The following is a 24,459-nucleotide window of genomic DNA, read 5'->3' on the forward strand; positions in this document are numbered from 1 at the left end:
TTAACCAGGACGTGACCCGGTTCAAGGATTCATTTATTTCAAGGAGTAAACGATTGATGACAAACAAAACCATGGATTCTTCAGAAGAAGAAATCCGGATGCAAGGTGATGATAACTCTCCCCATGATTATAAAGAGCCTGAAAACCCTTCGGGCGGGCAGATCGGAGATGGAGAAGACGATTTGAGCTTCAAGGAGCTCTTCGAGCAGAGCATGGAGGGTATCCGGGAAGGCAGGGTCATCCGTGGGCGAGTCGTCGACTTGGATGACAGCCATGTCCTCGTTGATATCGGATACAAATCCGAGGGCCAGATTCCCACGAACGAATTCATTGATTCCTCGGGCCGGTTGAATGTGAAGGTGGGTGACGAGGTGGACGTACTCCTGGTTCGAAAGGAGGACAAGGACGGGTGTATCGTCCTTTCCAGGAAGAGGGCGGCGGAGGAAAGATTCTGGAAGAGGGTTAAAGAGGCCTACCGGGAGAAAGGAACCATTGCGGGGAAAATCGTGTCCCGTGTGAAGGGAGGCTTTTCGGTGGATATCGGCCTTCAGGCCTTTTTGCCCATCTCCCAGGTTGACCGGCGTCCGATCGGGGACCCGGACTCCGTTATCGGTATGGAGAGTGATTTCAGAATCATCAAGTTCGACCGGAGGCGGAGAAACATCGTACTCTCCCGCAGGGCCGTGATCGAGGCGGAGCGGAAAAAGTTGAGGGAAAAGACCCTGGAGAGCATCGAGGAAGGGGCGGTTCTTGAGGGGGCCGTCACCAACATCATGCGTTATGGGCTTTTCGTGGACCTGGGAGGTATTGACGGCCTGGTCCATGTCACGGACATGGCCTGGGGACGAGTCGGAGACCCATCAGAGAAATACCGGATCGGGGACCGGATCAAGGTGAAGATACTGAAATTCGACAGGGAAAGGGATCGTATATCCCTCGGGATCAAGCAGTTGAGCCCGGACCCCTGGGAAAATGCAGCTGACAGGTATCCTCCGGGCGCCAAGATAACCGGGCGAATAACCAGCTTTGCCAAATATGGAGCATTCCTGGAAACGGAGGAAGGCCTCTCCGGGCTCATCCACCTCGATGAGCTGTCCTGGACCCGGAACGTGAAACATCCTTCTCAGGTCCTGAATGTCGGTGACATTGTGGAGGCCTTGGTGCTGGACCTGGATGTGGAAAAGAGGAGGATTTCCCTGAGTATCAAGCGGCTCGAACCGAATCCGTGGGAAGTCATCGCCACGAAGTTCCCCGTCGGGGCCATCATCCAGGGAAAAATCAAGAACATCACGGACTTCGGCATGTTTATAGGTATAGATGAAGGTATCGATGGTCTTGTTCATGTCTCGGATCTTTCTTGGTCCAAAACGGTCAGACATCCGTCGGAGCTGTACGAAGAAGGCCAGGAAGTGCAGGCCGTGATCCTGGAGATCGATGCCGAGCGGGAACGGTTTTCCCTCGGGATCAAACAGTTGACACCGGACCCTTGGGAAGAGATCGCCCGGAAATACGCCGTCGGGACCCGAATCAGCGGCCGTGTGACCAACGTCACGGATTTCGGGCTCTTCCTGGAGCTTGAGCCGGGGGTCGAGGGGCTGGTTCACGTCTCCGAGCTGCCCAAGGGCGAGGGGGAAAGCCCCTTGGAAGGTTTCCAGGTGGGAGATATGCTGGATGCCAAGGTGATCCGGGTTTCCAGGGAGGAAAAGAAAATCGGACTTTCCGCGCGTACTCCGAAAGAGAATGAATTTCCTTACGGACCCCAGACCTCATCGGAGCATTCAAGGGAGGCTACGTCGAATCTAGGTGAACTCCTGAGAAAGGAGATGCTGAACCGGCAGCGGGAGACGGAAAATGATGCTCCGGAAGGGGAGTCCGGTGATGGAGCCGGGGAAACCGATTGAAATCCTGATGGGGACTCTTTGACGGCTGAAGTCGGGAACCCACCACCAAGAGACGGGGTTTTCAGCCCCCTTTGGCGCAGATCCGGAAGGGGTTCCGATTGAACCGCCCAACAGGCGTCCTATCCGAACGACGGAAGGGCGAAGGAGACCTGAGCGAGAAAAATGAAAAGTTATAAACCTGCCATTTCCCAGGAATATTTCGAAGAACTGTTGAAAGACGCAATCCATGATCTTCAGAAAAGCGGCTTGCCTGATGAGAAGGTTTATGCGCTTGTAAAAGACCTCTTCGGATCGGATTATGCACGGAGATTTTGCGGTAATTTATGAAAGGTGTGATTTCCTCTGCCTCCCCCCCCGGTGCGAGCTGAGTCCCCCGCCGACAATCCCGAGGGGGTGAAATCCGGAGGAGAGAAGGGTTTGGAGAATAGAGGACCCCACTGCCCAGTGTGCAAGTGTGGGTTGGATCTCAAAAGGACCTGACGCCGGGTGTTTCTCCACTGCAGGTCCTGCGGTGAGGATTTCCCCATTGAGCGCTTCGTCCGGGAATTGGACGATCATATCCTCGAGGCCTTGGGAGATATCCGGTGTGACAGGATATGACCAGTCCTCGGCAATTGCTCCCGTAACTTCCCCTGATACGCCGGTAAAATACTGCCCCACGGAATCCGGCGGAATCCATCCGTAAAAGGTTCTTTCCTTCCCGACCGGGATTCCTTTCCTGCCCCTTGAATATTCGAGGCCCCTCGTGTACTATCTCGAAGTCCGGCCTTTCGGGCGGGAATTCAGGGAGAAATACTGCACTTGAAGGGCGAAAGGAGAGGTTGATATGCCTGGATTCGAGGTGTTCGGAGAGGAGGAGCGGAAGGAAGTCCAGGAGGTGCTGGAGACCGGAGTGCTTTTCCGGTATGGTTTCGACCAGGCGCGGAAGGGTCGCTGGAAGGCCAGGCGCCTTGAGGAGGAAGTGGCGGCCCGAGTGGGGGCGGCCCATTGCCATGTGTGTTCCAGCGGGACTGGGGCGCTTAGTACAGCCCTGGCCGCCTGCGGCATCGGGGCCGGGGACGAGGTGATCGTTCCCCCCTTTACGTTCATCGCAACGATCGAGGCGGTGCTTCTCGCCGGGGCCGTGCCGGTTTTCGCCGAGATTGACAAGACCCTTTGCCTTGATCCCGAATCGGTCGAGTCTGCCATCACACCCCGCACACGGGCTGTCCTGCCCGTTCATATGTGTGGTTCAATGGCCCGCATCGACGAACTTGAAAACCTTTGCCGAAGGAAAGGGCTTCATCTCATCGAGGATGCCTGTCAGGCCTTCGGCGCGACCTATCGGGGGAAGGCCCTCGGAACATTCGGCCGTGTGGGATGTTATTCTTTCGACGCGGTCAAGACCATAACCTGCGGGGAAGGGGGTGCCCTGGTCACGAATGATCCCGATGTCTACCAGAGGGCGGAGAGGTACGCGGACCACGGGCATGATCACGTCGGGAACGACCGGGGACTGGAAGGGCATCCGATCCTTGGCACCAATTTCAGGATCAGCGAATTGAACGCCGCGGTGGGGCTCGCCCAACTGAGAAAGCTGGATTGGATCCTTGAAAAGCAGCGTTTCAATAAATCCAGGATAAAAAAGGCACTGGAGTCTGTCTCTGGTGTCACCTTCCGACAGGTACCGGACGAGGAAGGGGATTCGGCCACCTTTCTCTCATTCTTTTTGCCTGGAGAAACGGACGCCAGAGAGGCGGCTCAAAGGCTTGCGGAGGAGGGGGTCGATGGGACCTTCTACTGGTATGACAACAATTGGCACTATTTTCGAAAATGGGACCACCTGAAAAACCTGTCTTCAGCGGGGAAGCTTCCCCTTGCACTTCTCGACACGGTTCCCGACTACCGGACACTGGCCCTTCCCCAATCCGACGGGATCATGAAGCGAACCATTTCCCTGCTGATCAAGGTTTCCTGGTCGGAGGAAGAACTGGAGAAGCGGTCGGATAAGATCCAGCGGGTCCTCGGCGGATGAGATCCTAGGGACGGAGGAGTTTCGATCACATGATGCCCAAAAACCTCAAGATGGTTACTTACGTGTTATTCGGGAAAGGAGCCTTTGCGGAATTACCCGGCATTCTCCAGGAAAGACGAATCACTGCCAAGGCCCATGCCCTTTTTATCGTGGACGATGTTTTCCGGGGAACCCCGCTTGAGGAACGTTTGCCCCTGGAAAAGGGAGACCAACTCCTCTGGGTCAATGTGGATGAAGAACCCACGACCTGGTACGTGGATGAACTCACGGCCGCGGCACGGGATTTTTCCGATAAACACCCGGCCAGCGTACTGGGAATCGGCGGGGGCAGCACCATGGATCTGGCCAAGGCGGTCTCCGTTATGCTGACCAATCCCGGTTCATCGGTGAAATACCAGGGTTGGGACCTCGTGCAGCACCCGGCGGTCCATCACATGGGCATCCCTACCCTCTCGGGTACCGGGGCAGAGGTTTCCCGGACCACGGTTCTCTGCGGACCGGAGAAGAAACTCGGTATCAATTCAAACTATGTCGTATTCGATCAGATCCTGCTGGATCCCGAGCTTGTAGCAGACGCTCCGGTCGAGCAAAGGTTCTATACGGGAATGGATTGCTATATCCATTGCGTGGAGTCCCTCCGGGGGACCTATATCAATACCTTTGCCCGCGCCTATGCCGAAAAGGCCTTGAGCCTCTGCCGGGAAGTCTTCAGGGATGACGACCCGGAGCGGGACTCCAAGATGATGATGGCCTCCTATTTCGGGGGGTTGAGCATCGCCTATTCCCAGGTAGGAATCTGCCACGCCTTATCTTACGGATTGTCCTATGTTCTGGGGATCCATCACGGCATCGGCAATTGCATCGTTTTCGATTACCTGGAGGAGTACTATCCCGATGACGTCCGTGAATTCCGGGAACTGATGAAAAAGTGGAATATTTCCCTTCCCCGGAACATCACGCAGAGCGTCGAGGAAAAGGATCTGGAACGAATGATCGACGTGACCCTGGTGCTGGATCCTTTGTGGGAGAACGCTCTCGGCACCGAGTGGCGGAAGATCATGACCCGGGACAGGATCCGGGAACTCTATCGGAGGATGTGACGGGAGATGTTGCCGGTTTCTTTGGATCTATGGGGGGCTGGATTCCGTTGCCCGGCCCTCCCATTGAAGAAAACCATCCCCGCCCGTTTTATCTTGCCCCGCCTGCCTTTTCCTTTTCGGCCCCCTACCACCGCCACGGAGACAGGGAGAGAGCTTTGAACCCACTAAAAATTTATCTTGATAATTCCCTGCTCCAAGCTGCGGGGAATTACCAATATAAATCACTCTCAGAAGTGCTGTAAAAGCAGAGACATAGTCTGGGATAAATATTTGCCGACATCTCTAACAGGTTGTTGAAAAACATAGCGAATGTTAGCGAGGAGAACATCCCGAGTCCCTGCTTGAAGCGGTATACCCTGTGATTTTTGGAAAGGTAGAATAGAAAAATTGTAATGCTCACTGGATTTAGGTTGGAGGGGCATGTAGATCTTTTCTTCGCTTCCGAATCTCCCGGCCTGGTTATTTCAAGGGGTTAGTGACGGGGGAGTTTTGCCCCCTCCGCCGATCTCCCGCTTTTACAAGCGGGAGCCGGGGTTTCCCCCATCCCTAACCCCATGAAATAACGAAGGCCTCCCGATAGGTCGCATCGAAAAGATCCCCATGCCCCTTTTTCGGTGGTGCGGGCAGTGGTTTTCAGGTGAAATCTTTGATCCAGCGATTCCTTGGACAGGTCCGCTGACAGCCGGCGGGTAGGCCTAGGAGGGTCTATCTGCTGGAAGGATGATTCGAGCAAGGGCCGATGGCCCCTTTTCTGGAGTGACCGGCGGGAGGGCGCCGTGGTTTTCGCGGTTTATCAGTGGGGGAAGCCGCAGCTCACGCTCTTCTTAGAGCGGGAGAATGCGGAGGGGGCCGGTGTCCCCCGCTGATAAGCCGCTGAAAACACCAGCCCGACGAAAGAAAAGGCGCCATCGGCCTTTTGGAGACTGTTATCGAAATGGAGTACTCACAGGCTTAGATTGAAGGGGCATGGGAGATCTTTTCTTCGTTCCCGAGTCTCCCGGCTTGGTTATTTCGTGTCCATCCATAAATGCCCCTTTTCCCCAATCTTCCGCCTTCGCTATGGCTACGGCGTGACCAGGCTGCGTCAGGCTCAGATTTTAATCCTCGAAATACTTCAATGTATTCCTGCGGTTAAAATCTTCGCCTTCCTTGACCTTGAACAAAATTGCCTATTTATGGATGGACACTATTTCAAGGGGTTAGGGACGGGGGAGTTTTGCCCGCCGGCAGTCTGGCGTGGCCTCCCGACAGGTCACTTCCGAAAAGATCTCCATGCCCCTTCTCCCGGTGGTGCGGACGATGTTTTCAGGGAAAGCGCTTGATCCAGAAAGGGCCTGGAAAAGGCCCATTGCCACTCAGGCTCAATAGGCTCAGTTACAGTTGAAATTCGAGTACCAAGGCTTGATGTTTTCGGTCCTTTTCTGCCTGGAAGGATAGTTCGGCCCTCGAGGGAAATACCCGGTGATCCTCGGCCTGGACGGCGTAGCGCTTGTCCGCCGTTGTCTGGCGGACTTGTCACGCCGTAGCCGTAGCGAAGGCGGAAGACCGGGCAAAGTCAGGTGTTTTTCAAAGGTCTCAGGGGGAAGGAAGGATTCTGGAATGCCATATATCGCCGATTTTCACATCCATTCCCACTATTCCCGGGCCACGGCCCGAAACCTGGTCCCCAGGGAAATCGCCTTTTGGGCCAGGAGAAAAGGGATCACTGTTGTTGGGACCGGGGATATGACTCACTCCGCCTGGTTGGTGGAGCTTCGCCGGGATCTGGAGGAAGCGGAGCAGGGCCTTTACCGTCTAAAACCCGACCTGGAGGAAGAGGTGCAAAGATCCCTTCCCGCTGCCTGCAGGGGGCCCGTTCGTTTTTTACTTTCCGGGGAAATAAGTTGCATATACAAGCGCGGGGGCAGGATACGGAAGGTCCACAACCTGGTTCTTCTCCCTGATTTTGATGCCGCCGCGCGTCTGAATGGTCGGCTGTCCAGGATCGGAAACCTCAACTCGGACGGACGGCCCATTTTGGGGATCGATTCCAGGGACCTGCTCGAGATCGTCCTCGAGGTTGATGACCGGGCCTTTTTCATCCCGGCCCACATATGGACCCCCTGGTTCAGCCTTTTCGGAAGCAAATCCGGTTTCGATGCAGTGGAGGAGTGCTTTGACGACCTCACACCCCACATTCACGCTCTGGAGACCGGGCTCTCCTCTGATCCTCCCATGAATCGGCTTCTATCCACCCTGGACGGGTACCTCCTGGTTTCCAACAGCGACGCCCACTCTCCGTCCAAGTTGGGCCGCGAGGCCAATCTTTTCGATACCCCTTTGGGATATGATTCAATGCTGGAGGCCATGGTCACCCGTGAGGGTTTCTTGGGGACCGTGGAGTTCTTTCCAGAAGAGGGCAAGTACCATTACGACGGCCACCGGAAATGCGGAATCTCTTTCCATCCGCGGGAAACCCGTTCCTGGAACGGTCTCTGTCCTGAATGCGGGAAACCCGTGACATTGGGAGTTCTCCACCGAATCGATGAATTGGCGGACAGAACATCCCCCCGACTCACCGAGCCCTTTTACAGCCTGATCCCGCTCCCGGAGATCCTTTCGGAGATCCTCGGTGCGGGTCCGGCCACCAAAAAGGTCCTGGGAGCCTACGAAGATCTTCTTGCCGCGTTGGGACCTGAACTTGCGATTCTCATGGACAGATCCTTGTCCGACATCGAGAGGGCCGGGGGCGCGCTGCTCGCGGAGGCCGTCGGCCGGATGAGAGAGAACCGGGTGATCCGGCAGGAGGGTTTCGATGGACAGTACGGCACCATCCGCCTTTTCCGGGAAAGGGAGATCGAGGAGTGGAGAGGCCAATTGGCGCTCTTTGCCGTCCCGGAGGTCCATTCCCCGAAAAAAGAACGGGCGCCACAGCCTCCGAAAGATCACAGGCCCGTTACCCTGGAGGATCCCGCCTCGGAAAGGGCTCGATCCCATTCCGATCCCCTTCTGGGGCCCCTCAACCCCGCCCAGCGGGAAGCCGTGACCCACAGGGGGAGCCATCTTCTCATCGTGGCCGGGCCGGGCACGGGGAAAACCATGACCCTCACCCACCGGATCGCTTACCTTATTCGGGAGGGAGTGGCAAGGCCCGAGCAGGTCCTTGCCCTGACCTTCACCAACAAGGCGGCCAGGGAAATGGGGGAAAGGATCGAGTCCCTGCTCCCTGAAGCCTCCTCACGGGGTGTTTTCATCGCCACCTTCCATCGCTTCTGCCTGGAAGTATTGCGGGCGGAAGGAGGACGAACCGGTCTCCCGGAAGACTTCAGCCTTTGCCCGGAACGGGATACCCTCGGCCTGGTTCGAGAAGTGGTTTCTTCGTTGGGCAAGGGAAGCCGCGCAGCCCGATCCCTGCTGAAGGCCTTGCCCGGCCTGAAACGGGCCACCCTCTCCGACCCCCCGCACGACATCCCCATGGAGCTTGCCGTACCTTTTCGCCGCTACCAGGAAAGACTGAGAAAACTGGGCATGCTTGATCTTGACGACCTGGAAATCGAGACCCTGCGGCTTTTCCACCGGTGCCCGGAGGTCGCGGAAACCTACGCCCGGCGGTTTCCTTGGATCTTCGTGGACGAATATCAGGATACCAATCCCACCCAGGTTGAAATCCTGAAGACCTTGATCGGGACCTGTGCGTATCTGAGGGAAAGGGAATCGGAAACAAGTGAGAGAGTGCCGAGTCTTTGTGCGATCGGCGATCCGGACCAGGCCATCTATGGCTTTCGGGGCGCCGATGTGCGGAATTTTCACGCCTTTGAAAAGGATTTTGGCGGCGCCCGGAAGGTGATCCTTCCCGAGAACTACCGATCCACTCAGGCTATTCTGGACGCTGCCGCCGGCCTGATGGGTAAAGGGGAGGCGCTAAAAGGCCACCGCGGGCGGGGCGAACCCTTATTCGTGGCCTCCTGCCGCACTTCCGAGGAGGAGGCTGAGATGATCGTGGAACAGATTGAACGGCTTCTCGGTGGGACCACTTATTTCTCCCTGGACAGCGGTCGGGTGGAGTCCTTCGAGGAGGGGGAGAACCTCGGTTTCGGGGATATCGCGATCCTGTTCCGCCTGAACAGCCAAGGGGACGCCCTGGAGGAGGCCCTTGGAAGAGCAGGTATTCCCTTTGTGCGGTCTGGAGAAAGGCCCGTTATCGAGCGATATCCTGCAAGTCTCCTTTGGCGTTTCCTCCGGGCCCGGCTGTATCCCGATATCCCCTATTACCGTTCCGCGTACCTGGAACTGGCCGAGGAGAAAGGGAAGGAGGGCGAAAGAATCCTCCAGCTCCCGGTGCCCTCCGGATCCTTGCAAGAGATCATTGACCAGGCCCTGGCCCTTCATGAACTCAAGGACCTGTCCGAGGAAGAGGAATCCGTTCTCCGGAGATTCATGGAAGGGGCGGCTGATTTCAACGGGGAACCTTCCGCCTTTCTGGATCTTCTTTCATTGGAACGAGGCATCGACCATTCGATCCTTGCCGGGGACCGAACAGCCCTCATGTCCCTCCATGCAGCCAAGGGATTGGAATGGCCCGTGGTCTTTATCACGGGTTGTGAGAAAGACTTGATTCCTTGTTCTCTTTTCGGCACGAGGGACGAGGATGAGGAAAAGCGCCTCTTTTACGTCGGCATGACCCGGGCGCGGAATCGCTTGATTCTTTCCCATTCCGCCCGCCGGAACCTCAACGGCCGGATCCTGAAGGGAGGCCCTTCCCCATTCCTGGATCTGCTCCCGGGGGCATGCTGCAGGCCCCTGGAAAGGCGGCCCTGGAAGCCGAAAAAATCCCATCAAAAGCAGCTTCAGCTATTTTAAGGTTCTACTTTACGCTTCCCTGCCCATACTTGCTCGTTCGTCCAGGAATGGGGGGATTTGGTCAGTTGGGAGGCATGATGAAAGGAGGACACGTTTCCCCCGGGCCCGGCTGGAAAGCAGGATAATGGATGCCGGCCATCCGGGTGGTGATTTTGAAGTCCTCTTCAAGGGATTTTTTCAAGGCGACCATCTTTCGATCCAGGAGTCCCTGGACCCGTTCAAAAAGGCGCTTGGCAAGAAAGGAGGGCAGTTCCCTCAGGATATCGATACGGGAGCGATTGAGATGAATGAGATACAGGCCTCCTGTTTCTTTTTTCCGGGAGTCCTTCAGAATAAAGGTAAGTCCCAGGGCCACCTCGAAATAGTGGGTGGCATAGATCTGTTTCGATGCCACGATCATACCCCTGCTGGGGTTTGGGGGAGAAAATCGGGCCAGGTGATGAATGCTGAAGACCGGCCGGAGGCTTCGTCTGTCGAAGGACTCGAATGTCCAGTAAAGGAGGTCCTCGATGTCGCGCGAACCGCGCCGGGGAAATTCTTTAAGGTGGGTCTGAAGCTCCGGGGCAAGGTCCCTGAGCAAGGAGGAACAGCGGATCATGTCTTCCATCTCGTCCTTTGCCCGGATGAGAGTCCTTTTATCGCAGTACTCGATCAGGGCCCCGTCTCCGCGGGTCAGGTATTTTCGGACGTAGGCCACCATGGCCTCCCGGATGATTCGGTTCCCCCGCTCCCGGAAGCCGGGGGCCGAGGGATCCAACGGGCGGAATTTTTCCATAAGCGTCCCATCCGCCTTGACCTTGCAGTCGGTACTTCGGCAGCGTGAGAGTTCCTTGAGTTCATCCAGGGGAAGGGAGAGGCCCGAGAGGTCATCCAGTACCGGCCGATGGCTGAACTGACCCTTTCTCCGCGCCGAGGCCGTCTCGATGCACATCCCGTCCTTTCCATACCGGGCGGCGAAGAAGTCAGGCGGCACATTGATACGGGCGATTCCCAGAAGGGCCAGCTCCTGTTTCCGTCCACCGTTGAGGATCTTGATTACGACCTTCCCTTGCCCGATGTCCCGCACCTCGGCCGCCGTAAGGCTCAGTCGACCGCGAAGCAACCCCCGGGGGTCCCCCTCAGGGTACCGTTCGTGGGCCTCCACGGAAAAGGGCCCGGAGAGGATCAAGAGAAAAAGGACCCAAGAAAGCCATTGCACGATTCGTTCTGGCGGGCGTTTAGGGAAGGTCGTATCGTTCTTGAATGGTGAGCGTTGAGCCTGGTTGGGGTAGGGGAGTGCGTGGTCGATTTTCTCTGACCTCCTGTCCTGGAATATCCTGCCTCACGATAATCATCGACCCTAAGGGTACAAATCTTGAAGGAAGGATCGGTCTTGAAGGAAAAGGGAAAGGACGATCCCTGAGCCAGCATAGCGGCATCAGGACGAGATACCAACCATCCTATTTTATGCCCAGGATGTCAAGGAGTTCTTCGAGACGGCGGATCACGTGATCCGGTTCGGGATCACCGGCATGCATCACCGATACATTGTCAGGGGCCAGAAGGACAGTGGAAGCACCGGCCTCATGCCCGCAGATTACATCGAACCGAAAGTCCCCCACGACCAGTATTTCTTCAGGGGAGAGGCCCATTTTTCGGGCAGCCTGGTAGATGCCGTCAGGATGGGGTTTCGGCAAGGAGTTTTCCCGGGTGATGATCACGTCGAAATCCCCGGGGCCGATCCCATGGAATCGCTGGAATGCCACCCGAACCGAGCGAAGGCTGTTCCTGGTCAGGATTCCCAGGAAAAAGCCCTCTCGCTTTAATGCCGAGATGCAGCTCTCTGCCCCTGCATTGGGAAGGGAGACCCTGGCGGCGGCCGTTTCCCGCTCCTCGAGGATTTTTTCAAGGGGAGCTCTCTTTTCGGGGGGCAGGGCGTCCAGGAATTCGAGAATAGGCTTGTCCTCAGGGCACCGGATGGCCCGCTTGATGGCGGGGAAATCCAAGGCTCCCGGACAGGTCAAGGTGCCGTCGAAATCAAAAAGGACTCCCTTGATTTTTCGCTTGCCTGTGGGAGGAGATTTTTTCATAGACAGCAAGGTTTACCTGGATTCCACACCGATGGGGAAAGCGAAGAAGAGGAAGGGGTTGTGATCTCTAATTTCCTTCCGCGTCTTTTTCAAGCTGGTACCGCTTTTCACTCTTCCTGCAGAGTTCCCAGATGATGCACTGTGGGCGAAACTTGCAATAACCGCAAGGATCCGTGCAGGCTTCACAATTATCGAGACACTCCTGGCAGTATCCGATCTCCATCTTTTCGCAACGCACCTGAGCTTCCCGGTCTGGATGGTAGCGGCATTTCATCGGCGGATCCCCTTTCCCTCTCGCCGGCAAGAAGGTTCTATTGGATGCGGTACGCCGACCACAGGCTGAAAACCTTCCTGCCCCGGGGTAGATAGTCTATTCCATAATAGGTGATAAGGGCCGGGAGGACAATAGCCTGGGAGATTCCGAAGCGAAGAAAAGATCTCCATGCCCCTTCAATCTGGTGAGACCTTTGAAAAACGCCCCCTTTTGCCCAATTGCGGCGTCAGGCTCAAATTTCAATCCTCAAAATACTAAATGTATTCCTGCGGTTGAAATTTTCGCCTTCCTTGAACTTGAATATCTCATTTATGAATTGGAAACTCACTAATGCCCAGATTTCATTTATGGATGGGCACTAATCTGATGAGTATTCCGAATATTGTCATGTATAGATGCCTGCCCTGTTTGGCACATTAAGCAGGGCAGTTGAAAATTTCGATTTCCCCTCCGAGGCGTAAGCTTGACCTTGAGCAAAATTGACCATTTTTCAAAAATCTCGTTTCAAAAGGGGGGGCATGTCAATGTCGCACGAAGGGGTTGAGTGGAAGGAGAACAAGGGGGGATCAGCGGGACAGATAAGCCATGAGACTTTTCTTAAGTCGTTCATGGACTTCCCTCGGGACTCCTTCCTTAGACAATTCCTTGCATAAGGCCACGGTCCTTTTCAGGGAATCCAGGCACCGCTCGCATTCAGGACATTCCCGGAGGTGATCCTCTATCTCCTTGCAGATGGATGAATCCAGTTCACCATCCAGGTACTCCGAGATCCTGTTGAACAAGGCTTTGCACTTTTCATGCATGGTGTGCGCTCTCCTTGTAATGGCCGGAGATCTCCTTTCGTAAGAAAAGGCGGGCACGGTGCAGGCGGGTCTTCACCGATTGGGGAGTGATCCCCAGTATCTCGGCCGTCTCCTCCGTGTTGAATCCCTGGAGATCCCTGAGATTGAAAACCATCCTGTATTTCGGAGGCAGTTTTACGATGGCAGCAGCGATGACCTCCTTGAGCTCGGTGCGGAGGAGGTCGTCGGAAGGGTTGTTCGACCAATCCGGGATTTCAAAGGCCTGGGGTCCCTTATCGGGGTTCCCGAGTTCTTCCAGGGACAATTCCCTGTCCGGCTCGAACTTTTTTTTCCTCCGCTTCCGGTAACAGGCATTGGCGGCGATTTTGAAGAGCCAATTTTTCAGCTTCGTCTCTTCCCTGAAGTCCTGAAGGGACTTGAAGGCGTTGAGGAAGGTCTCCTGCATGATGTCCTCGGCGTCCTGGGGGTGTCCGCACACCCTGAGACCGAAATTGAAGAGCGGTTCCTCGTACCTCTCCACGATCTTTTCCATGGCCTCCATGGAACCCTTCTTGAACCGGGTGATCAGCTCGTGATCCAGATCATCTGTCTTTATTGGATTCATTTTCTCGAAAAAAGTTCCCTGAATAGGGTATCCTTCACCGGCCCCACGGTTAAATCAGAGGATGGGCGGCACGCTGTTACCCCCTTGCGGCCCCGAATGGCCAGGTTCCTACCAGAAGTTATGCCGGAAATCAACCTGTTCGCAAGGCATGGGAGCTTCGGAAGGAGGAAGATCAAAGGGTAGGAGCCTGTGGCTTCTCCTTTGGAGCCGGCCCTGTCCCCTCCGCTGCCCTTCATTGACATCCCCACCATGATTATTTATCCTGCCTTGAGAGTCCTTCTGGAGGGCCGGGAATTCACAGTGAATTCCTCGGGCCAAGGGCGTCAAACCGGTCCGGTAACTTTCAATGCCGGGGTCGTTCCATGGGTCTTGTTTTCGATGCCGATTCCGCAAACCTTTACGCCACCTGGTGCAGGTCTCCACATGGTCGGGCCATGGATCGGTTCGTCGAGAAATCGGTCCGGGGACTCCTGGATCCCCAACCGGGAGAAAAGGTGCTTGATATCGGCTGCGGAGAAGGAAACCATCTTCTTTTTTTCAGCAAATTGGGATTGGATATCAACGGCGTCGATCCTTCCCCGTACCTCATTGATCGGGCCAGGGAGCGCCTCGGCTACCGGTGTATGCTTAAGATCGGGAGGGCCGAAGAGCTTCCATACAGCGACAATGAATTCGACTTGGCCGTCATGATTAATACCCTCGAATTCGTTGATGACCCCTTGGCGGCTTTGATGGAGGCGGGAAGGGTGGCACGCCGGGGAGTGTTCATCGGAGTGATGAACAGTCTCTCCTGGTTCTGGCTTTGCCAGAAGCTCCAGGGATTCTTTCGGGCGACTCTTTTCAGCCGGGCCCGGTTCTTCAACCTCTGGGAACTGAAAAATCTGGTGCAACGGGCCTTCGGAGACGCTCCGGTGACCTGGAGATGTGCCCAATTGTATCCAGCTTTTTTGGATTTCCCCGCACCGCACCCGAAAAAACCGGACAGGCTCGAACATTGCCCTTTCGGTCTTTTTCTTGGGGTTTTTATCACCATGAAGTACTGGGTGAGAACCGAGCAACACCCGCTTCGAATCGGGTTCAAGGAGACCAAACGCCCCCTGATCCCTGGAATCAGCCGGGGGGAATGTCCGTTGCATGGAGGGGAAGCGGAAATATGAAGGAAGCCTATTTGTACGAAAAGCTGGATAACGGAAAGGTCAAGTGCCTTCTTTGCAATCACCGGTGCCTGATACGGGACGGGGGCAAGGGAATCTGCAACGTCCGGGAAAATCGCGGAGGTACCCTGGTAAGTCTCGTTTACGGAAAGGTTGTAGCAAGGCACGTGGATCCGATCGAAAAGAAGCCGCTTTTCCACTTTCTTCCAGGTACCCCTTCCTATTCTATGGCCACGGTGGGATGCAATTTCCGATGCAGCTTCTGCCAGAATGCGGACATCTCTCAAATGCCCGTAGATCAAGGCCGCATATGGGGAGAGGACATGACTCCGGGGAGGATCGTTGAGGAGGCGGAAAGGAGTCGCTCAGCCACCATCGCTTACACCTATACGGAACCCACGGTCTACTACGAATTGGCCGTCGACACGGCCCGCCTCGCCACTGAAAGGGGGATTCGGAACGTCTTCGTCTCCAACGGGTATATGACCGTGGAATGCCTTCAGGACATCCATCCGCACCTCCACGGCGCCAACGTGGATCTCAAGTCTTTCTCGGACAAGTTTTACAGGGATCAGTGCGGGGCCAGGTTGGATCCTGTGCTCAGGTCTCTGGAGACCATGCACAAACAGGGGATCTGGATCGAAGTGACCACCCTCCTGATCCCGGGTCTGAATGACAGCAAGGAGGAAGTCAGGGAAATCGCCGGTTTTCTCGCCCGGCTGGATCAGAATATTCCTTGGCATATCAGCCGGTTTCATCCTACATACCGCCTTCTGGATGTTCCCGCCACTCCCCCGGATGTGATCCGGCGTGCCAGGGAAATCGGTTTCGAGGCGGGGCTGAGGTATGTTTATACCGGAAACCTTCCGGGAGATGAGGGTGAAAAGACCTTCTGCCACCAGTGCGGGCACCTTCTTATCGACAGGTACGGCTTTACCGTTGGAACTTTCAGGATCGAAGACGGACATTGCCCCGAATGCCATGCGGAGATTCCCGGGGTCTGGAAATAGAATTTCCTTGAGATAGTAAAGACTAGGGAGGGCTCAACAGGGTTCTTCTTATGTCGCGGCCCCCGCTGATCCTTCGCATTGCCTTCTTCCAGTCAGCGGGGGTCTATTTTTCAAAGAGAGGGTCTATGAAACGAGAAGAAGAATTGGCGTTGAAGGCGGCCAAGGAAATCGTGGTGAAGTTCATCGAGACGGGAAGACTGTCCGTGAGCAACTTCGACGGGACATTCAAACAGATCCACCGGACGGTGAGAGAATCGCTCATGGAGGCGCTTTCCGGGGGGGAAACAGGGCACTAGGTCACGTCGTAGTGGACCATCTTCAGGTACAGGCCCTGGGGCGGTGCCTTGATGCCTGCCTGTCTCCTGTCCCGGGAAGCCATGATCCGCTTGAACTCTTTCCGGTCGATCCTTCCCTTTCCTGCATCCACAAGGGTGCCCACGATGTTTCGGACCATGTGGCGGAGGAATCCGTTCGCCTCAAAAACCAGGGAGATAATCCCTCCCCGGGGGGGATGGAGTTCGGCCCGGATCATGTTCCTGATCGGGTCGCCGGGACTTCCGCCCGAGGACCGGAAGGCCGAGAAGTCATTGACCCCACGGATCAATTCGAGACATCTTTCCATCTCACGGAGATCCAATCTCACGGGGATGTGCCAGACATAGAAGCGCAGGAAGGGGTCCGGGTCCGGGCGGTTCAAAATCCTGTACTCGTAGGTTTTGCTTCTTGCGCTGTATTGGGCGTGGAAATTCAGTGGAGCGTACCCCGCCTCTTTGATGTGGATATCCTCGGGAGTGAGGGAATTGAGCCCTCGCCTGATGGATTCCGGGGAAATGGAGGAACGTGTGAAGAAATGGCATACCTGGTGGAGGGCATGAACGCCCGCATCCGTTCTTCCAGAAGCGATGAGGGTGGAGGGTTCGCGGGTTATCCTGTGGATCGCTTCCTCCAGGACAGCCTGTATGGACAGGGCACGGGGTTGCCGTTGCCATCCGTGGTACCGGCTCCCGTCATAGGCCACAACGATCCTGATGTTTTTTTTTGCCTCCGTCATCGCGGTCTCAGTGGGATCAGCCAAAAGGCACTCCCTTCCGGGGGGATCGGCGTTTTAGAAAAAAAGGGAAGCCCCGAAGGCTTCCCTTTTTCTTGCGGTACCGGCAATATCCTTGTCCTCGCTGGAGGGCAAAGGGTACAGACGGATGCTATCTCTTGGAATACTGGTAACGGGCCCGGGCGCCGCGCTGTCCGTATTTCTTTCTTTCCTTGATCCTGGAATCGCGGGTAAGGAGTTCCGCCTTCTTCAGGATAAGCCGGTATTCCGGGTCCAATTCCCCCAAGGCCCGCGCGATGCCATGCCTGATGGCCCCGGCCTGACCGGAAATGCCCCCTCCCCTTACGTTTATCGTGATATTGAATTTTTCCAGGTTGTCGGTCAGCTCAAGGGGCTGGCGGATGACCATCTTGTCGGTCTCCCTGGTGATATATTCATCCATCGGTTTCTTGTTGATGGTGATGACACCATGCCCCGGCCTCATCCAGACCCGGGCGACGGATGTTTTTCTTTTTCCTACCGCGTGAATCATCCCTTCGGCCATTTAGATCTCCAGTTTTTCCGGTTGTTGTGCCTGATGCGGGTGTTCAGGTCCTGCATAGACTTTCAATTTTTTTAGCTGCCTTCTTCCCAGGCTGTTCTTGGGAAGCATCCGCCTCACGGCAAGGCGCAGGATATCCTCCGGCTTTTTTTCCAGGAGTTTCCTGGCCGATATCGCCTTGAGGCCGCCCGGGTATCCGCTGTGCCGGTAATAGTACTTGTTGTCCCATTTTCTTCCGGTCAGTCGGATTTTTTCCGCGTTGATGACCACCACGAAATCTCCCGTGTCGGCGTGGGGAGTGAAAATGGGCTTGTGCTTTCCGCGCAAACGATTCGCGATCTGGGTTGCCAGCCTTCCGAGGACCCTGTTTTCCGCGTCAACCAGGTACCATTTTTTCTCGACTTCATGTTCCTTTGCCACAAAGGTTTTCATAGCATATGATCCTTTTGTAAATATCGGAAACGTTATATTTAAAAGACCTCCCTCTCAATGTCAAGAAATTTTTCGCAGAAATGGTGTTGACAAATACTCGAATCGTTGTTAAAAGTCTGCATAATTCTCTTGCGCCCGTAGCTCAGCTGGATAGAGCGCCGGGCTTCGAACCCGTAGGTCGCAGGTTCGAATCCTGCCGGGCGCGCTTTCTATAACACGACAAAGACGCAAAGAAAAGGGCCTGTAGCTCAGCTGGTAGAGCAGTTGACTCTTAATCAATTGGTCGGGGGTTCGAAGCCTCCCAGGCCCACCAGGAAAATCAAAGAGACCTTTGAAAAACGCAGAGATTGGGCAAAAGGGGCGTTTTTAAAAGGTCTCTTCAAGGACTTGCGGGATTGAACCGTAGGTCCTTTTTTGTTGGGAAAATGAAAGGTCCAGGATGCAGTGAAAATCGAGACACCTTGAACTGTGTGAACGGGAGTTTGGTCACGTCGAATTACACAAGAGCATCGGCTGGTTTATGTCGTTAGTCATGACAGGGTGGATTTTATCCAGGGACGCTATCACTATTAATGTCCCATACTGGGAATGGGAGAAAATCCCTCGCCTTCAGGCGAAGACTTTAGTTGGATCGTTTTTTTGAGTAGGGTTCAAGGATCCAAGGGGTCCAGGGTTCGAGTGAAAAATCGGGATATAAGGAAAGATGATTTTCACTTGACCCCTTGACCCCTCGACCCCTTGGATCCTAAAGCTATCCGCTTCATCCGATAGTAGTTTGCTCATGACAGGGTAGATTTTATCTAAGGACGTTATTACTATTGATGCTCATCTTCACTTTTTCCATGCCGCCAAGCGGCTGGTTTCCGTCCATAAACGGTCATTTATGAATGGGAACTAGATAAACCTTCTTATTTTTCGCGGGGCTGCCAGCCACACGAGGGCCGCCGAGAGGACCAAGACGACCAGCACCAGGACGAAGGCCACCTGGTAACTCTGGGTTCGATCGAAAATCTCCCCGGCCATCCAGGCACCGATGGCCCCGGCGATCCCGATCCCGGCCTCGACCAACCCGTATATGAATCCAAAGATCCTGCCCTGGAAAAGATCAGCCGAAACGGCCATGAACATGGGAGCCGTGGCGCCCCACCCCATGCCGAACAGGAGGAAGAACCCGTAAACGAAGCCCTTGTTCCCGGTTATCTCTACGAGCATGAGGGATATTACTCCCAGGCAGGCACACCCTATTCCCATGGTGAAGGTGGCCTCCCTGCTGGTTCGATCCGACAGCCACCCCCAGAAGATCCGGAATATGGAAGAGACGACGCCCACGAGAGCAAAGACCCAAGCTGCTGTCATCTTGTCCACTCCCTGGTCCACAAGGTATTTCACGTTATGGGTAAGAATCGCGTAGATCCCTATAATGGAAAAGAAAGCGAACCCCATGAGGGCCCAGAACCGCCCCTGGACGAAGACACTCCCGATTGTCCATTCACGATCCCGCTGGGCGGAAACAGGATCAGTCCCTTCACCGGTAACCGGTGGCGTTGTTTCCTCGCCGTCTACAGCCTGTCCAACATCGGCCGGCTTGTGCCTCAGCACTAGGCCGTTAAGGGGGAGGAGAATGATCAGTACCAGCCCGCCCAGGATGATAAAGGCCGCCCGCCAACCCCATGCGGTAATCATGGTCTGGGAGAGGGGGACCAGAGTGAAGGTGCCGAGTCCCATGCCGGAAACCGCGATCCCGCTGGCCAGGCCCCTCTTCTTTTCGAACCAGTGAGCGAGGATGGCGGAATAAGAGATGATCCCTATGCAGGTAATCCCGGAACCCATTACCACCCCGTAGAGTAGGTAGAACTGGGGTAGGGTTTTTATGGTGGCGCAAAGACCCAATCCCAAACCCAGGACAAGGATACCCGGAGGAATGACCCGCCTGGGTCCAAAACGGTCGATCAGGGAGCCGACCACAGGAGCCAGGAAGGTGTATGTGATGAGGGCCATGGATTGAACGCCTGCGGAGTCCCCCCTCCGCCAGGAGAACTCCTCAAGTAGCGCCACGTAGAAGACCGAAAAACTGGTGCGGATCCCCAGCCAGAAGGCCATGGAGACGAGAGATACCCCGACGATCACCCAACCGTAATAAACTTTTTTTAAAGGGTTGTGCTTACCCATGGAGTATTCATTCCTTTTAGGATTTCAGGAAAGATCCGCACCACCCAGTCCTCCCTCGGCCCCCCGGCCCGATTACCCCGGAATACCGGCTCTGCAAGACACCCCTCCTTCCCTAAATGGATACCAGGCTGGGCAGGAAGGTGGCGATCTGGGGAAAGATCATCAGGAGGGCGGTTAGGATGATCAAGGCCCAGAGAAAAGGAAAGATCCCTTTGAAGATGATGTGGAGTGGAATATCGGGGGCGATGCCTTTGATGACAAAGACGTTTACGCCCACGGGAGGAGTGATGACACCCATCTCGGCCACGAGGACTATGATGACCCCGAACCATATGGGATCGAATCCCAGCTTCATGACCACAGGAAAAAATATGGGGATCGTGACCACCACCAGGGCCATGGAGTCCATGAAGAAGCCACCGAGGAAGTAGATGAAGATAATGACTCCCATGATGATGATTGGGGAGACGGGGAGCTGTCCTATCCAATCCGCAAGCATAAAAGGGATATTGGAAATGGCCATAAAATGCCCGAAAACAGTCGCACTGGCGATAATGAAAAGGACCATGCAGGAGGTTTGAAGGCCGTCTTTGCTCGCACTGATAAATCTCTTCCAGTTGAGCTGTCGTCGGCCAAGGCCGATAAGCAAGGCCCCGCCCGCCCCGATGGCCCCGGCCTGGGTTGGGCTGAACCATCCCAGGAACAGCCCTCCGATCGTAAGCACAAAGAGGATGGCGGCCTCGATGATTCCTGTGGTGGCGATTAATTTTTCCTTCAGGCTGATGGATTTCCCGGGAGGACCCAATTTGGGATCCCTGATGCAAAGTATGGCGACCGTGGCCACAAAAAAGAAGCTCAATAATATGCCAGGGAGGACACCTGCTATAAAGAGTTTGCCAATGGATTCTTCAGTCAGTATGCCGTATACGATAAGTATCGTGCTCGGTGGGATCAGAATGCCCAGTGCCCCGGAGGCCGCAACGGTACCGGTTGAAAGGGTGGTGTCATAACCGTATTTGCGCATCTCCGGAAGGGCGATTCTTCCCATAGTGGCCGCCGTTGCTGCGGTAGATCCGCAAATGGCCGCGAATCCGGCACAAGCCAGAACTGTGGCGATTGTGAGTCCTCCCCGCATCGGCCCCACCCAGGCGTAAGCCGTCTTGTAAAGCCTCTGGCTTATGCCCGATGCAAAGGCAAATGACCCCATCATGATAAACATGGGTATTACGGACAGGGGGTAGGATGAAAAGGTCTCAAAGAGGTCCTGGGCCAGAATGCTGAATGCCGGTTCTATGCCCCCGAGGGCCGCAAATCCCAGGACCCCGACAAAGATCATGGCAAAGGCCACGGGCATCCGCAGTAAAAAGAGTATTAAAAGAAGTGCAATTCCCAAAATTCCTATCGTAGAAGGATTCATTTGTCGCCCACCATTTTGCCGATTATTTTCAGGAAATGGAGCAGCAGTAGCAGACACACGGGCAAACAGGCCAAGGCCGCTCCATATGCAAAAAAGTATAATGGAATACGGGCCGTGGAACTCACCTCTCCCGAGATTTGGAGGTGATAACCATAAACGGTAAGGCGCCACACAATAACCACAAAGAGGGAGAAGCCCAAAAGCTGTATGAAGGCGTCCACAATTGCCTTTAATCGTGCGGGAAACATCATCACGAAAAATTCTACCTGGACATGTTTCCCTACGAGGAGAGTGGCGCTGGCGGCAAAGGATATGGCCACAAGCTGTGCAAGCATTACAAGGTCGATCGCCCCGAAAACGGGACGGAGGAAGATCTTGGCCCCTAAAACGTCGGCACATGTTATCAACACCATGAACATGACGGCCACCAATCCTACCCATTCCAAAACGGTGCTTAGGCGGCGGGTGAACTTTTCCACTTGCTCCAACATGTCTGTTCCCTTTCCTTTAACAGGCGGTTGAAAGACTGCTGCGTTTGCCTCAGCTGCATTCGCTACGTTTTTCAACAACCCGTTAACGCCGTAAGGTCAATATCTTCCCGCTGCACATTTTTTCGCCGGTGATGCCCGGGTAATGAACTACTATCGGTTGAAGCCGATAGCTTTAAGGGCCAAGGGGTCAAGTGAAAATCATCTTTCCTTAAATCCTGATTTCTTACTCGAACCCTGGACCCTTTGGATCCTTGAACCCTATCCAAAAAAGATTCCACTGGATGTCCAAGGTTCTCCCCTTCCCGGCCTGGGACATTGAAAAACCTTCAAGGACCGGCTTCTAAAAGCCGTACCCGCGATCTTTATTCAGCATGAAACCACGGCGCCCCGGGTCCAGGCGGCAGGCGAGGCACCGCGGTTTCATGCATGGGATTAGCCGAAAATCCTTGCCGCACGGATGTGTTAAGGCCTCATTTCATCCGGGCCGGTGGGTGACTTGATTCTATAATCAAGTTGTTTCTTTGTCCAGAAGTCGATCCGTTCCCTAAGATAAGATATCCAGCCCCTGACCTCCTTTTCGGAATAACCCTTTCCTACCATGTCTTTGATATATCCCTCTATGACAGGCTTTGTGACCTCTTTCCACCTAGCCACTTCCTCCGGGGATAGATGAATAATCTGGACCCCTTTTTGGGCGGCGAAGTCCTTTCCGTCGAAATCAACCGAATTCCACATGAGTGCGAATTTCTCCTTGTACTCGCCGCAGAGTTCGTCGAAGATTTCCTTCAGGTCCGGTGGAATTTTTTCATAGCTTCTTTTGTTCATGGCAACATAGAAGGTATAAAGGTTGCCTACCTGCCAGCTTGAGGTGGTATATTTTGCAACCTCGGCGAAGCGAAAGGTTTTCAGGGTCTCAAAAGGAGTGTTTACTCCATGGATTACTCCCTTTGCTATGGCGTCATAGACCTCCATGATCGGCATGGGGGCAGGGGAGGCACCCAGGGCGGAGACGGTGTTGCCGACCCTGCCGGGGGCCCTGATGGTCAAACCCTTGAGGTCTTCCAGTTTCCGAATCGGCTTCGTGGTTATCATTACGTTGGGTGTGCTTGCGTGCATCCATAGAACCTTGAGCTTGTCCCACTCTTTGGGTTTGAACTTTTGATAGAAGTCGTTTACGACATGATTGGAGACCCAGCCGCTGGGATAGCCCAAGGGTAGATCACAGACCTCTGTTACCGGGAAACGGCCGGGAGAATACTCCACATGGGCGAACCCCATATCCGCGATTCCCATTTGAAGTCCCTTGGCCATGCCGGGCGGTTTGAGTAAAGAGCCGCCACCGAAGTAACGGGTCTTGATGCGGCCGCCCGTCCTTTTTTCAAGGTCTTTTACAAATGCTTCGCAGATCTTGGAGTGTTTCGCGGGCGGTGGGAAGATATGGGCGAACTTGAATTCAATGACCTTGGAAGCGGCCTGTGCTCCTCCAACGAACAGGAAAAGAAACGCCGCAATAGCAAATACACCTGTCGCGGTAATTGACCTTTTTCCCCTCATCGTTGATACCTCCTTTTTTTGGTGGGTTGGGTTGATTTCTTGAAGGTTCTTGCCAATAATTGATTGGTTTGGTTTTCCCCACAGGCGTGGGGGTTGGATGGACCATGCGCCCCTTGGGGCGCTTTTTGCTGACAAGAAGTTCGGAGCATCAGTCCCCCAACCGGGGCCTTTCCCCGGAGCGGCTATATCTTCAGGTATCCGAGGTCGGTGGAGATCTCGTCGCAGGTCTCCCGAACCAGGTCGATATACCGTTTCAGGCCTTCTTGGAGATAACTTTGATGGGCGGGCAAAGCGATACCCAAGGCTGCAATCACTTCTCGTGAGTAATTTCTTATTGGGGCTGCGATGCCTATGATTCCTTCAACCGCCTCTTCCCTTTCCTGGATGTACCCCTGCCTGCGGATTTGCTCGAGACGGAGGTTGAAGGCGTCTTCATCCGTGATGGAAAAGGGGGTATGGGCCTCCAGCGGGGTTTTTTCAAGGATTTCCTTCACCCGTTTTGGATCCAGGAAGGCCATTAATACCATGCCCAGCATCCCGTAATGGAGGGGTCTTCTCCAGCCGATATCCGAGGAGATGCGGATCATGCCCCTTCCTTCACGCTTGTCCAGGTAAACCAGTTGGTCCTCCATCATGGTGCCGAGGAGGACGGTGGCCCCGGTTTCGGCCTGGAGGCGTGTCATGGGATAGGCGGCGGCTTCCCTTAAGTCAAAAGAGGAGAATACTATTCCCCCAAGTTCGAACAATCGCATCCCGAGTTGGTAATGCTTGGAAATCTGGTTTTGCTGAAGGTATCCTCTCGCAACGAGGTTGGATACAAGTCGTTTGGCAGTTGTTTTGTTAAGGCCTGTTTTGAAGGCCAGGTCCGAGAGGCTCATCTCCCTGTCCTGGAAGGAGAAGGCATCGAGGATATCCAGGGCCCTTTCCAAGGCCTGCACGCGATATCGGGTTTCTTGTCGGGTCTCAGCCTTCATGGCATTATATATCGCTGAATACGCCCGAGATCAACATGTTTCTGGCGGTATGCCCCCGCATCTTC

21 protein-coding genes, 2 tRNA genes and 1 pseudogene are annotated in these 24,459 nt (G+C 54.8%); 11 read left to right on the plus strand and 13 right to left on the minus strand.

The features are described from left to right. Nucleotides 1–98 precede the first annotated feature (98 nt). The 5 genes from JRF57_10155 to JRF57_10175 all read left to right on the plus strand — a co-directional run bounded on the left by JRF57_10155 (nt 99) and on the right by JRF57_10175 (nt 9,854). Nucleotides 99–1,901, plus strand: coding sequence for a 30S ribosomal protein S1 (locus JRF57_10155; GenBank protein ID MBW2304063.1), 1,803 nt, complete (start codon nt 99–101; stop codon nt 1,899–1,901). A 162-nt stretch (nt 1,902–2,063) separates the two neighbouring features. Then, the gene (locus tag JRF57_10160; protein MBW2304064.1) at nt 2,064–2,228 is read left to right on the plus strand and encodes a hypothetical protein; all 165 of its coding nucleotides are present in this window, start codon (nt 2,064–2,066) and stop codon (nt 2,226–2,228) included. 499 nt (nt 2,229–2,727) lie between these two features. Next, complete coding sequence (locus JRF57_10165; GenBank protein ID MBW2304065.1) at nt 2,728–3,915, plus strand: DegT/DnrJ/EryC1/StrS family aminotransferase; 1,188 nt, start codon at nt 2,728–2,730, stop codon at nt 3,913–3,915. Nucleotides 3,916–3,947: 32 nt separating this feature from the next. Continuing rightward, nucleotides 3,948–5,015, plus strand: a complete 1,068-nt coding sequence (locus JRF57_10170) for an iron-containing alcohol dehydrogenase (GenBank protein ID MBW2304066.1) — start codon at nt 3,948–3,950, stop codon at nt 5,013–5,015. Nucleotides 5,016–6,614: 1,599 nt separating this feature from the next. After that, the gene (locus tag JRF57_10175) at nt 6,615–9,854 is read left to right on the plus strand and encodes a UvrD-helicase domain-containing protein (GenBank protein ID MBW2304067.1); all 3,240 of its coding nucleotides are present in this window, start codon (nt 6,615–6,617) and stop codon (nt 9,852–9,854) included. 61 nt (nt 9,855–9,915) lie between these two features. Here JRF57_10175 and JRF57_10180 read toward each other — a convergent pair whose 3' ends face one another. The 5 genes from JRF57_10180 to JRF57_10200 form a co-directional block, all read right to left on the minus strand. Next, the gene (locus JRF57_10180; GenBank protein MBW2304068.1) at nt 9,916–11,052 is read right to left on the minus strand and encodes a hypothetical protein; all 1,137 of its coding nucleotides are present in this window, start codon (nt 11,050–11,052) and stop codon (nt 9,916–9,918) included. A 241-nt stretch (nt 11,053–11,293) separates the two neighbouring features. After that, a complete protein-coding gene (locus tag JRF57_10185; GenBank protein MBW2304069.1) occupies nt 11,294–11,923 on the minus strand; it encodes an HAD family hydrolase in 630 nt (209 codons plus the stop codon). Nucleotides 11,924–11,990: 67 nt separating this feature from the next. After that, nucleotides 11,991–12,197 carry a hypothetical protein gene (locus JRF57_10190; GenBank protein ID MBW2304070.1) on the minus strand — a complete coding sequence of 69 codons (207 nt, stop codon included), beginning with the start codon at nt 12,195–12,197 and terminating at the stop codon, nt 11,991–11,993. 566 nt (nt 12,198–12,763) lie between these two features. Then, complete coding sequence (locus tag JRF57_10195) at nt 12,764–13,000, minus strand: zf-HC2 domain-containing protein (GenBank protein MBW2304071.1); 237 nt, start codon at nt 12,998–13,000, stop codon at nt 12,764–12,766. Continuing rightward, nucleotides 12,993–13,604: a sigma-70 family RNA polymerase sigma factor gene (locus JRF57_10200; GenBank protein MBW2304072.1), complete on the minus strand. Its 612-nt coding sequence runs from the start codon at nt 13,602–13,604 to the stop codon at nt 12,993–12,995. Before JRF57_10200 ends, JRF57_10195 begins: the two co-directional genes overlap by 8 nt. 362 nt (nt 13,605–13,966) lie before the next feature. Here JRF57_10200 and JRF57_10205 point away from each other — a divergent pair, with 362 nt between their 5' ends. From JRF57_10205 to JRF57_10215, 3 genes are all read left to right on the plus strand, one after another. Next, nucleotides 13,967–14,761 (plus strand): class I SAM-dependent methyltransferase, encoded by a 795-nt coding sequence (locus JRF57_10205; GenBank protein ID MBW2304073.1) that lies wholly within the window; start codon nt 13,967–13,969, stop codon nt 14,759–14,761. Beyond that, nucleotides 14,758–15,768 carry an AmmeMemoRadiSam system radical SAM enzyme gene (gene amrS, locus JRF57_10210; GenBank protein ID MBW2304074.1) on the plus strand — a complete coding sequence of 337 codons (1,011 nt, stop codon included), beginning with the start codon at nt 14,758–14,760 and terminating at the stop codon, nt 15,766–15,768. Before JRF57_10205 ends, amrS begins: the two co-directional genes overlap by 4 nt. Nucleotides 15,769–15,893: 125 nt before the next feature. Further along, the gene (locus JRF57_10215; protein MBW2304075.1) at nt 15,894–16,064 is read left to right on the plus strand and encodes a hypothetical protein; all 171 of its coding nucleotides are present in this window, start codon (nt 15,894–15,896) and stop codon (nt 16,062–16,064) included. On the opposite strand, the gene truA is transcribed toward JRF57_10215, so the two are convergent. From truA to rplM, 3 genes are all read right to left on the minus strand, one after another. Beyond that, nucleotides 16,061–16,843, minus strand: coding sequence for a tRNA pseudouridine(38-40) synthase TruA (gene truA, locus JRF57_10220; protein ID MBW2304076.1), 783 nt, complete (start codon nt 16,841–16,843; stop codon nt 16,061–16,063). The genes JRF57_10215 and truA overlap by 4 nt on opposite strands. 124 nt (nt 16,844–16,967) lie before the next feature. Then, nucleotides 16,968–17,360, minus strand: a complete 393-nt coding sequence (gene rpsI / locus JRF57_10225) for a 30S ribosomal protein S9 (GenBank protein MBW2304077.1) — start codon at nt 17,358–17,360, stop codon at nt 16,968–16,970. Continuing rightward, nucleotides 17,361–17,789, minus strand: a complete 429-nt coding sequence (rplM, locus tag JRF57_10230; GenBank protein MBW2304078.1) for a 50S ribosomal protein L13 — start codon at nt 17,787–17,789, stop codon at nt 17,361–17,363. A 131-nt stretch (nt 17,790–17,920) separates the two neighbouring features. On the opposite strand from rplM, the gene JRF57_10235 reads away from it, so the two are divergent. From JRF57_10235 to JRF57_10245, 3 genes and pseudogenes are all read left to right on the plus strand, one after another. Next, nucleotides 17,921–17,994 (plus strand) — tRNA-Arg (locus tag JRF57_10235). A gap of 32 nt (nt 17,995–18,026) precedes the next feature. Then, nucleotides 18,027–18,102: transfer RNA gene (locus JRF57_10240), tRNA-Lys, on the plus strand. 167 nt (nt 18,103–18,269) lie between these two features. After that, nucleotides 18,270–18,362 (plus strand): annotated as a pseudogene (locus tag JRF57_10245) (type II toxin-antitoxin system YoeB family toxin). A 321-nt stretch (nt 18,363–18,683) separates the two neighbouring features. Here JRF57_10245 and JRF57_10250 read toward each other — a convergent pair. The 5 genes from JRF57_10250 to JRF57_10270 form a co-directional block, all read right to left on the minus strand. Continuing rightward, nucleotides 18,684–19,958 carry an MFS transporter gene (locus JRF57_10250; GenBank protein MBW2304079.1) on the minus strand — a complete coding sequence of 425 codons (1,275 nt, stop codon included), beginning with the start codon at nt 19,956–19,958 and terminating at the stop codon, nt 18,684–18,686. A gap of 112 nt (nt 19,959–20,070) precedes the next feature. Continuing rightward, nucleotides 20,071–21,375 (minus strand): TRAP transporter large permease, encoded by a 1,305-nt coding sequence (locus JRF57_10255; protein MBW2304080.1) that lies wholly within the window; start codon nt 21,373–21,375, stop codon nt 20,071–20,073. Beyond that, a complete protein-coding gene (locus JRF57_10260) occupies nt 21,372–21,866 on the minus strand; it encodes a TRAP transporter small permease (GenBank protein ID MBW2304081.1) in 495 nt (164 codons plus the stop codon). The genes JRF57_10255 and JRF57_10260 overlap by 4 nt, the downstream gene beginning before the upstream one ends. Before the next feature lie 462 nt (nt 21,867–22,328). Then, the gene (locus JRF57_10265) at nt 22,329–23,420 is read right to left on the minus strand and encodes a TRAP transporter substrate-binding protein (GenBank protein ID MBW2304082.1); all 1,092 of its coding nucleotides are present in this window, start codon (nt 23,418–23,420) and stop codon (nt 22,329–22,331) included. Between the two features lie 182 nt (nt 23,421–23,602). Next, nucleotides 23,603–24,394 (minus strand): IclR family transcriptional regulator, encoded by a 792-nt coding sequence (locus JRF57_10270; GenBank protein ID MBW2304083.1) that lies wholly within the window; start codon nt 24,392–24,394, stop codon nt 23,603–23,605. Nucleotides 24,395–24,459: the final 65 nt, after the last annotated feature.

The sequence above is a fragment of the Deltaproteobacteria bacterium genome (genome assembly GCA_019310525.1).
In the GTDB taxonomy this organism is placed as follows: domain Bacteria; phylum Desulfobacterota; class DSM-4660; order Desulfatiglandales; family HGW-15; genus JAFDEE01.

Bases quoted from the DNA above. Each gene is read 5' to 3' on its own strand.
- JRF57_10270 (MBW2304083.1), bottom strand. From the start codon at position 24,394: ATGAAGGCTGAGACCCGACAAGAAACCCGATATCGCGTGCAGGCCTTG.
- JRF57_10160 (MBW2304064.1), top strand. From the start codon at position 2,064: ATGAAAAGTTATAAACCTGCCATTTCCCAGGAATATTTCGAAGAACTG.
- amrS (MBW2304074.1), top strand. From the start codon at position 14,758: ATGAAGGAAGCCTATTTGTACGAAAAGCTGGATAACGGAAAGGTCAAG.
- JRF57_10195 (MBW2304071.1), bottom strand. From the start codon at position 13,000: ATGCATGAAAAGTGCAAAGCCTTGTTCAACAGGATCTCGGAGTACCTG.
- JRF57_10255 (MBW2304080.1), bottom strand. From the start codon at position 21,375: ATGAATCCTTCTACGATAGGAATTTTGGGAATTGCACTTCTTTTAATA.
- JRF57_10155 (MBW2304063.1), top strand. From the start codon at position 99: ATGCAAGGTGATGATAACTCTCCCCATGATTATAAAGAGCCTGAAAAC.
- rpsI (MBW2304077.1), bottom strand. From the start codon at position 17,360: ATGGCCGAAGGGATGATTCACGCGGTAGGAAAAAGAAAAACATCCGTC.
- rplM (MBW2304078.1), bottom strand. From the start codon at position 17,789: ATGAAAACCTTTGTGGCAAAGGAACATGAAGTCGAGAAAAAATGGTAC.
- JRF57_10190 (MBW2304070.1), bottom strand. From the start codon at position 12,197: ATGAAATGCCGCTACCATCCAGACCGGGAAGCTCAGGTGCGTTGCGAA.
- JRF57_10205 (MBW2304073.1), top strand. From the start codon at position 13,967: ATGGGTCTTGTTTTCGATGCCGATTCCGCAAACCTTTACGCCACCTGG.
- JRF57_10165 (MBW2304065.1), top strand. From the start codon at position 2,728: ATGCCTGGATTCGAGGTGTTCGGAGAGGAGGAGCGGAAGGAAGTCCAG.
- JRF57_10185 (MBW2304069.1), bottom strand. From the start codon at position 11,923: ATGAAAAAATCTCCTCCCACAGGCAAGCGAAAAATCAAGGGAGTCCTT.
- JRF57_10260 (MBW2304081.1), bottom strand. From the start codon at position 21,866: ATGTTGGAGCAAGTGGAAAAGTTCACCCGCCGCCTAAGCACCGTTTTG.
- JRF57_10170 (MBW2304066.1), top strand. From the start codon at position 3,948: ATGCCCAAAAACCTCAAGATGGTTACTTACGTGTTATTCGGGAAAGGA.
- JRF57_10200 (MBW2304072.1), bottom strand. From the start codon at position 13,604: ATGAATCCAATAAAGACAGATGATCTGGATCACGAGCTGATCACCCGG.
- JRF57_10175 (MBW2304067.1), top strand. From the start codon at position 6,615: ATGCCATATATCGCCGATTTTCACATCCATTCCCACTATTCCCGGGCC.
- JRF57_10265 (MBW2304082.1), bottom strand. From the start codon at position 23,420: ATGAGGGGAAAAAGGTCAATTACCGCGACAGGTGTATTTGCTATTGCG.
- JRF57_10250 (MBW2304079.1), bottom strand. From the start codon at position 19,958: ATGGGTAAGCACAACCCTTTAAAAAAAGTTTATTACGGTTGGGTGATC.
- JRF57_10215 (MBW2304075.1), top strand. From the start codon at position 15,894: ATGAAACGAGAAGAAGAATTGGCGTTGAAGGCGGCCAAGGAAATCGTG.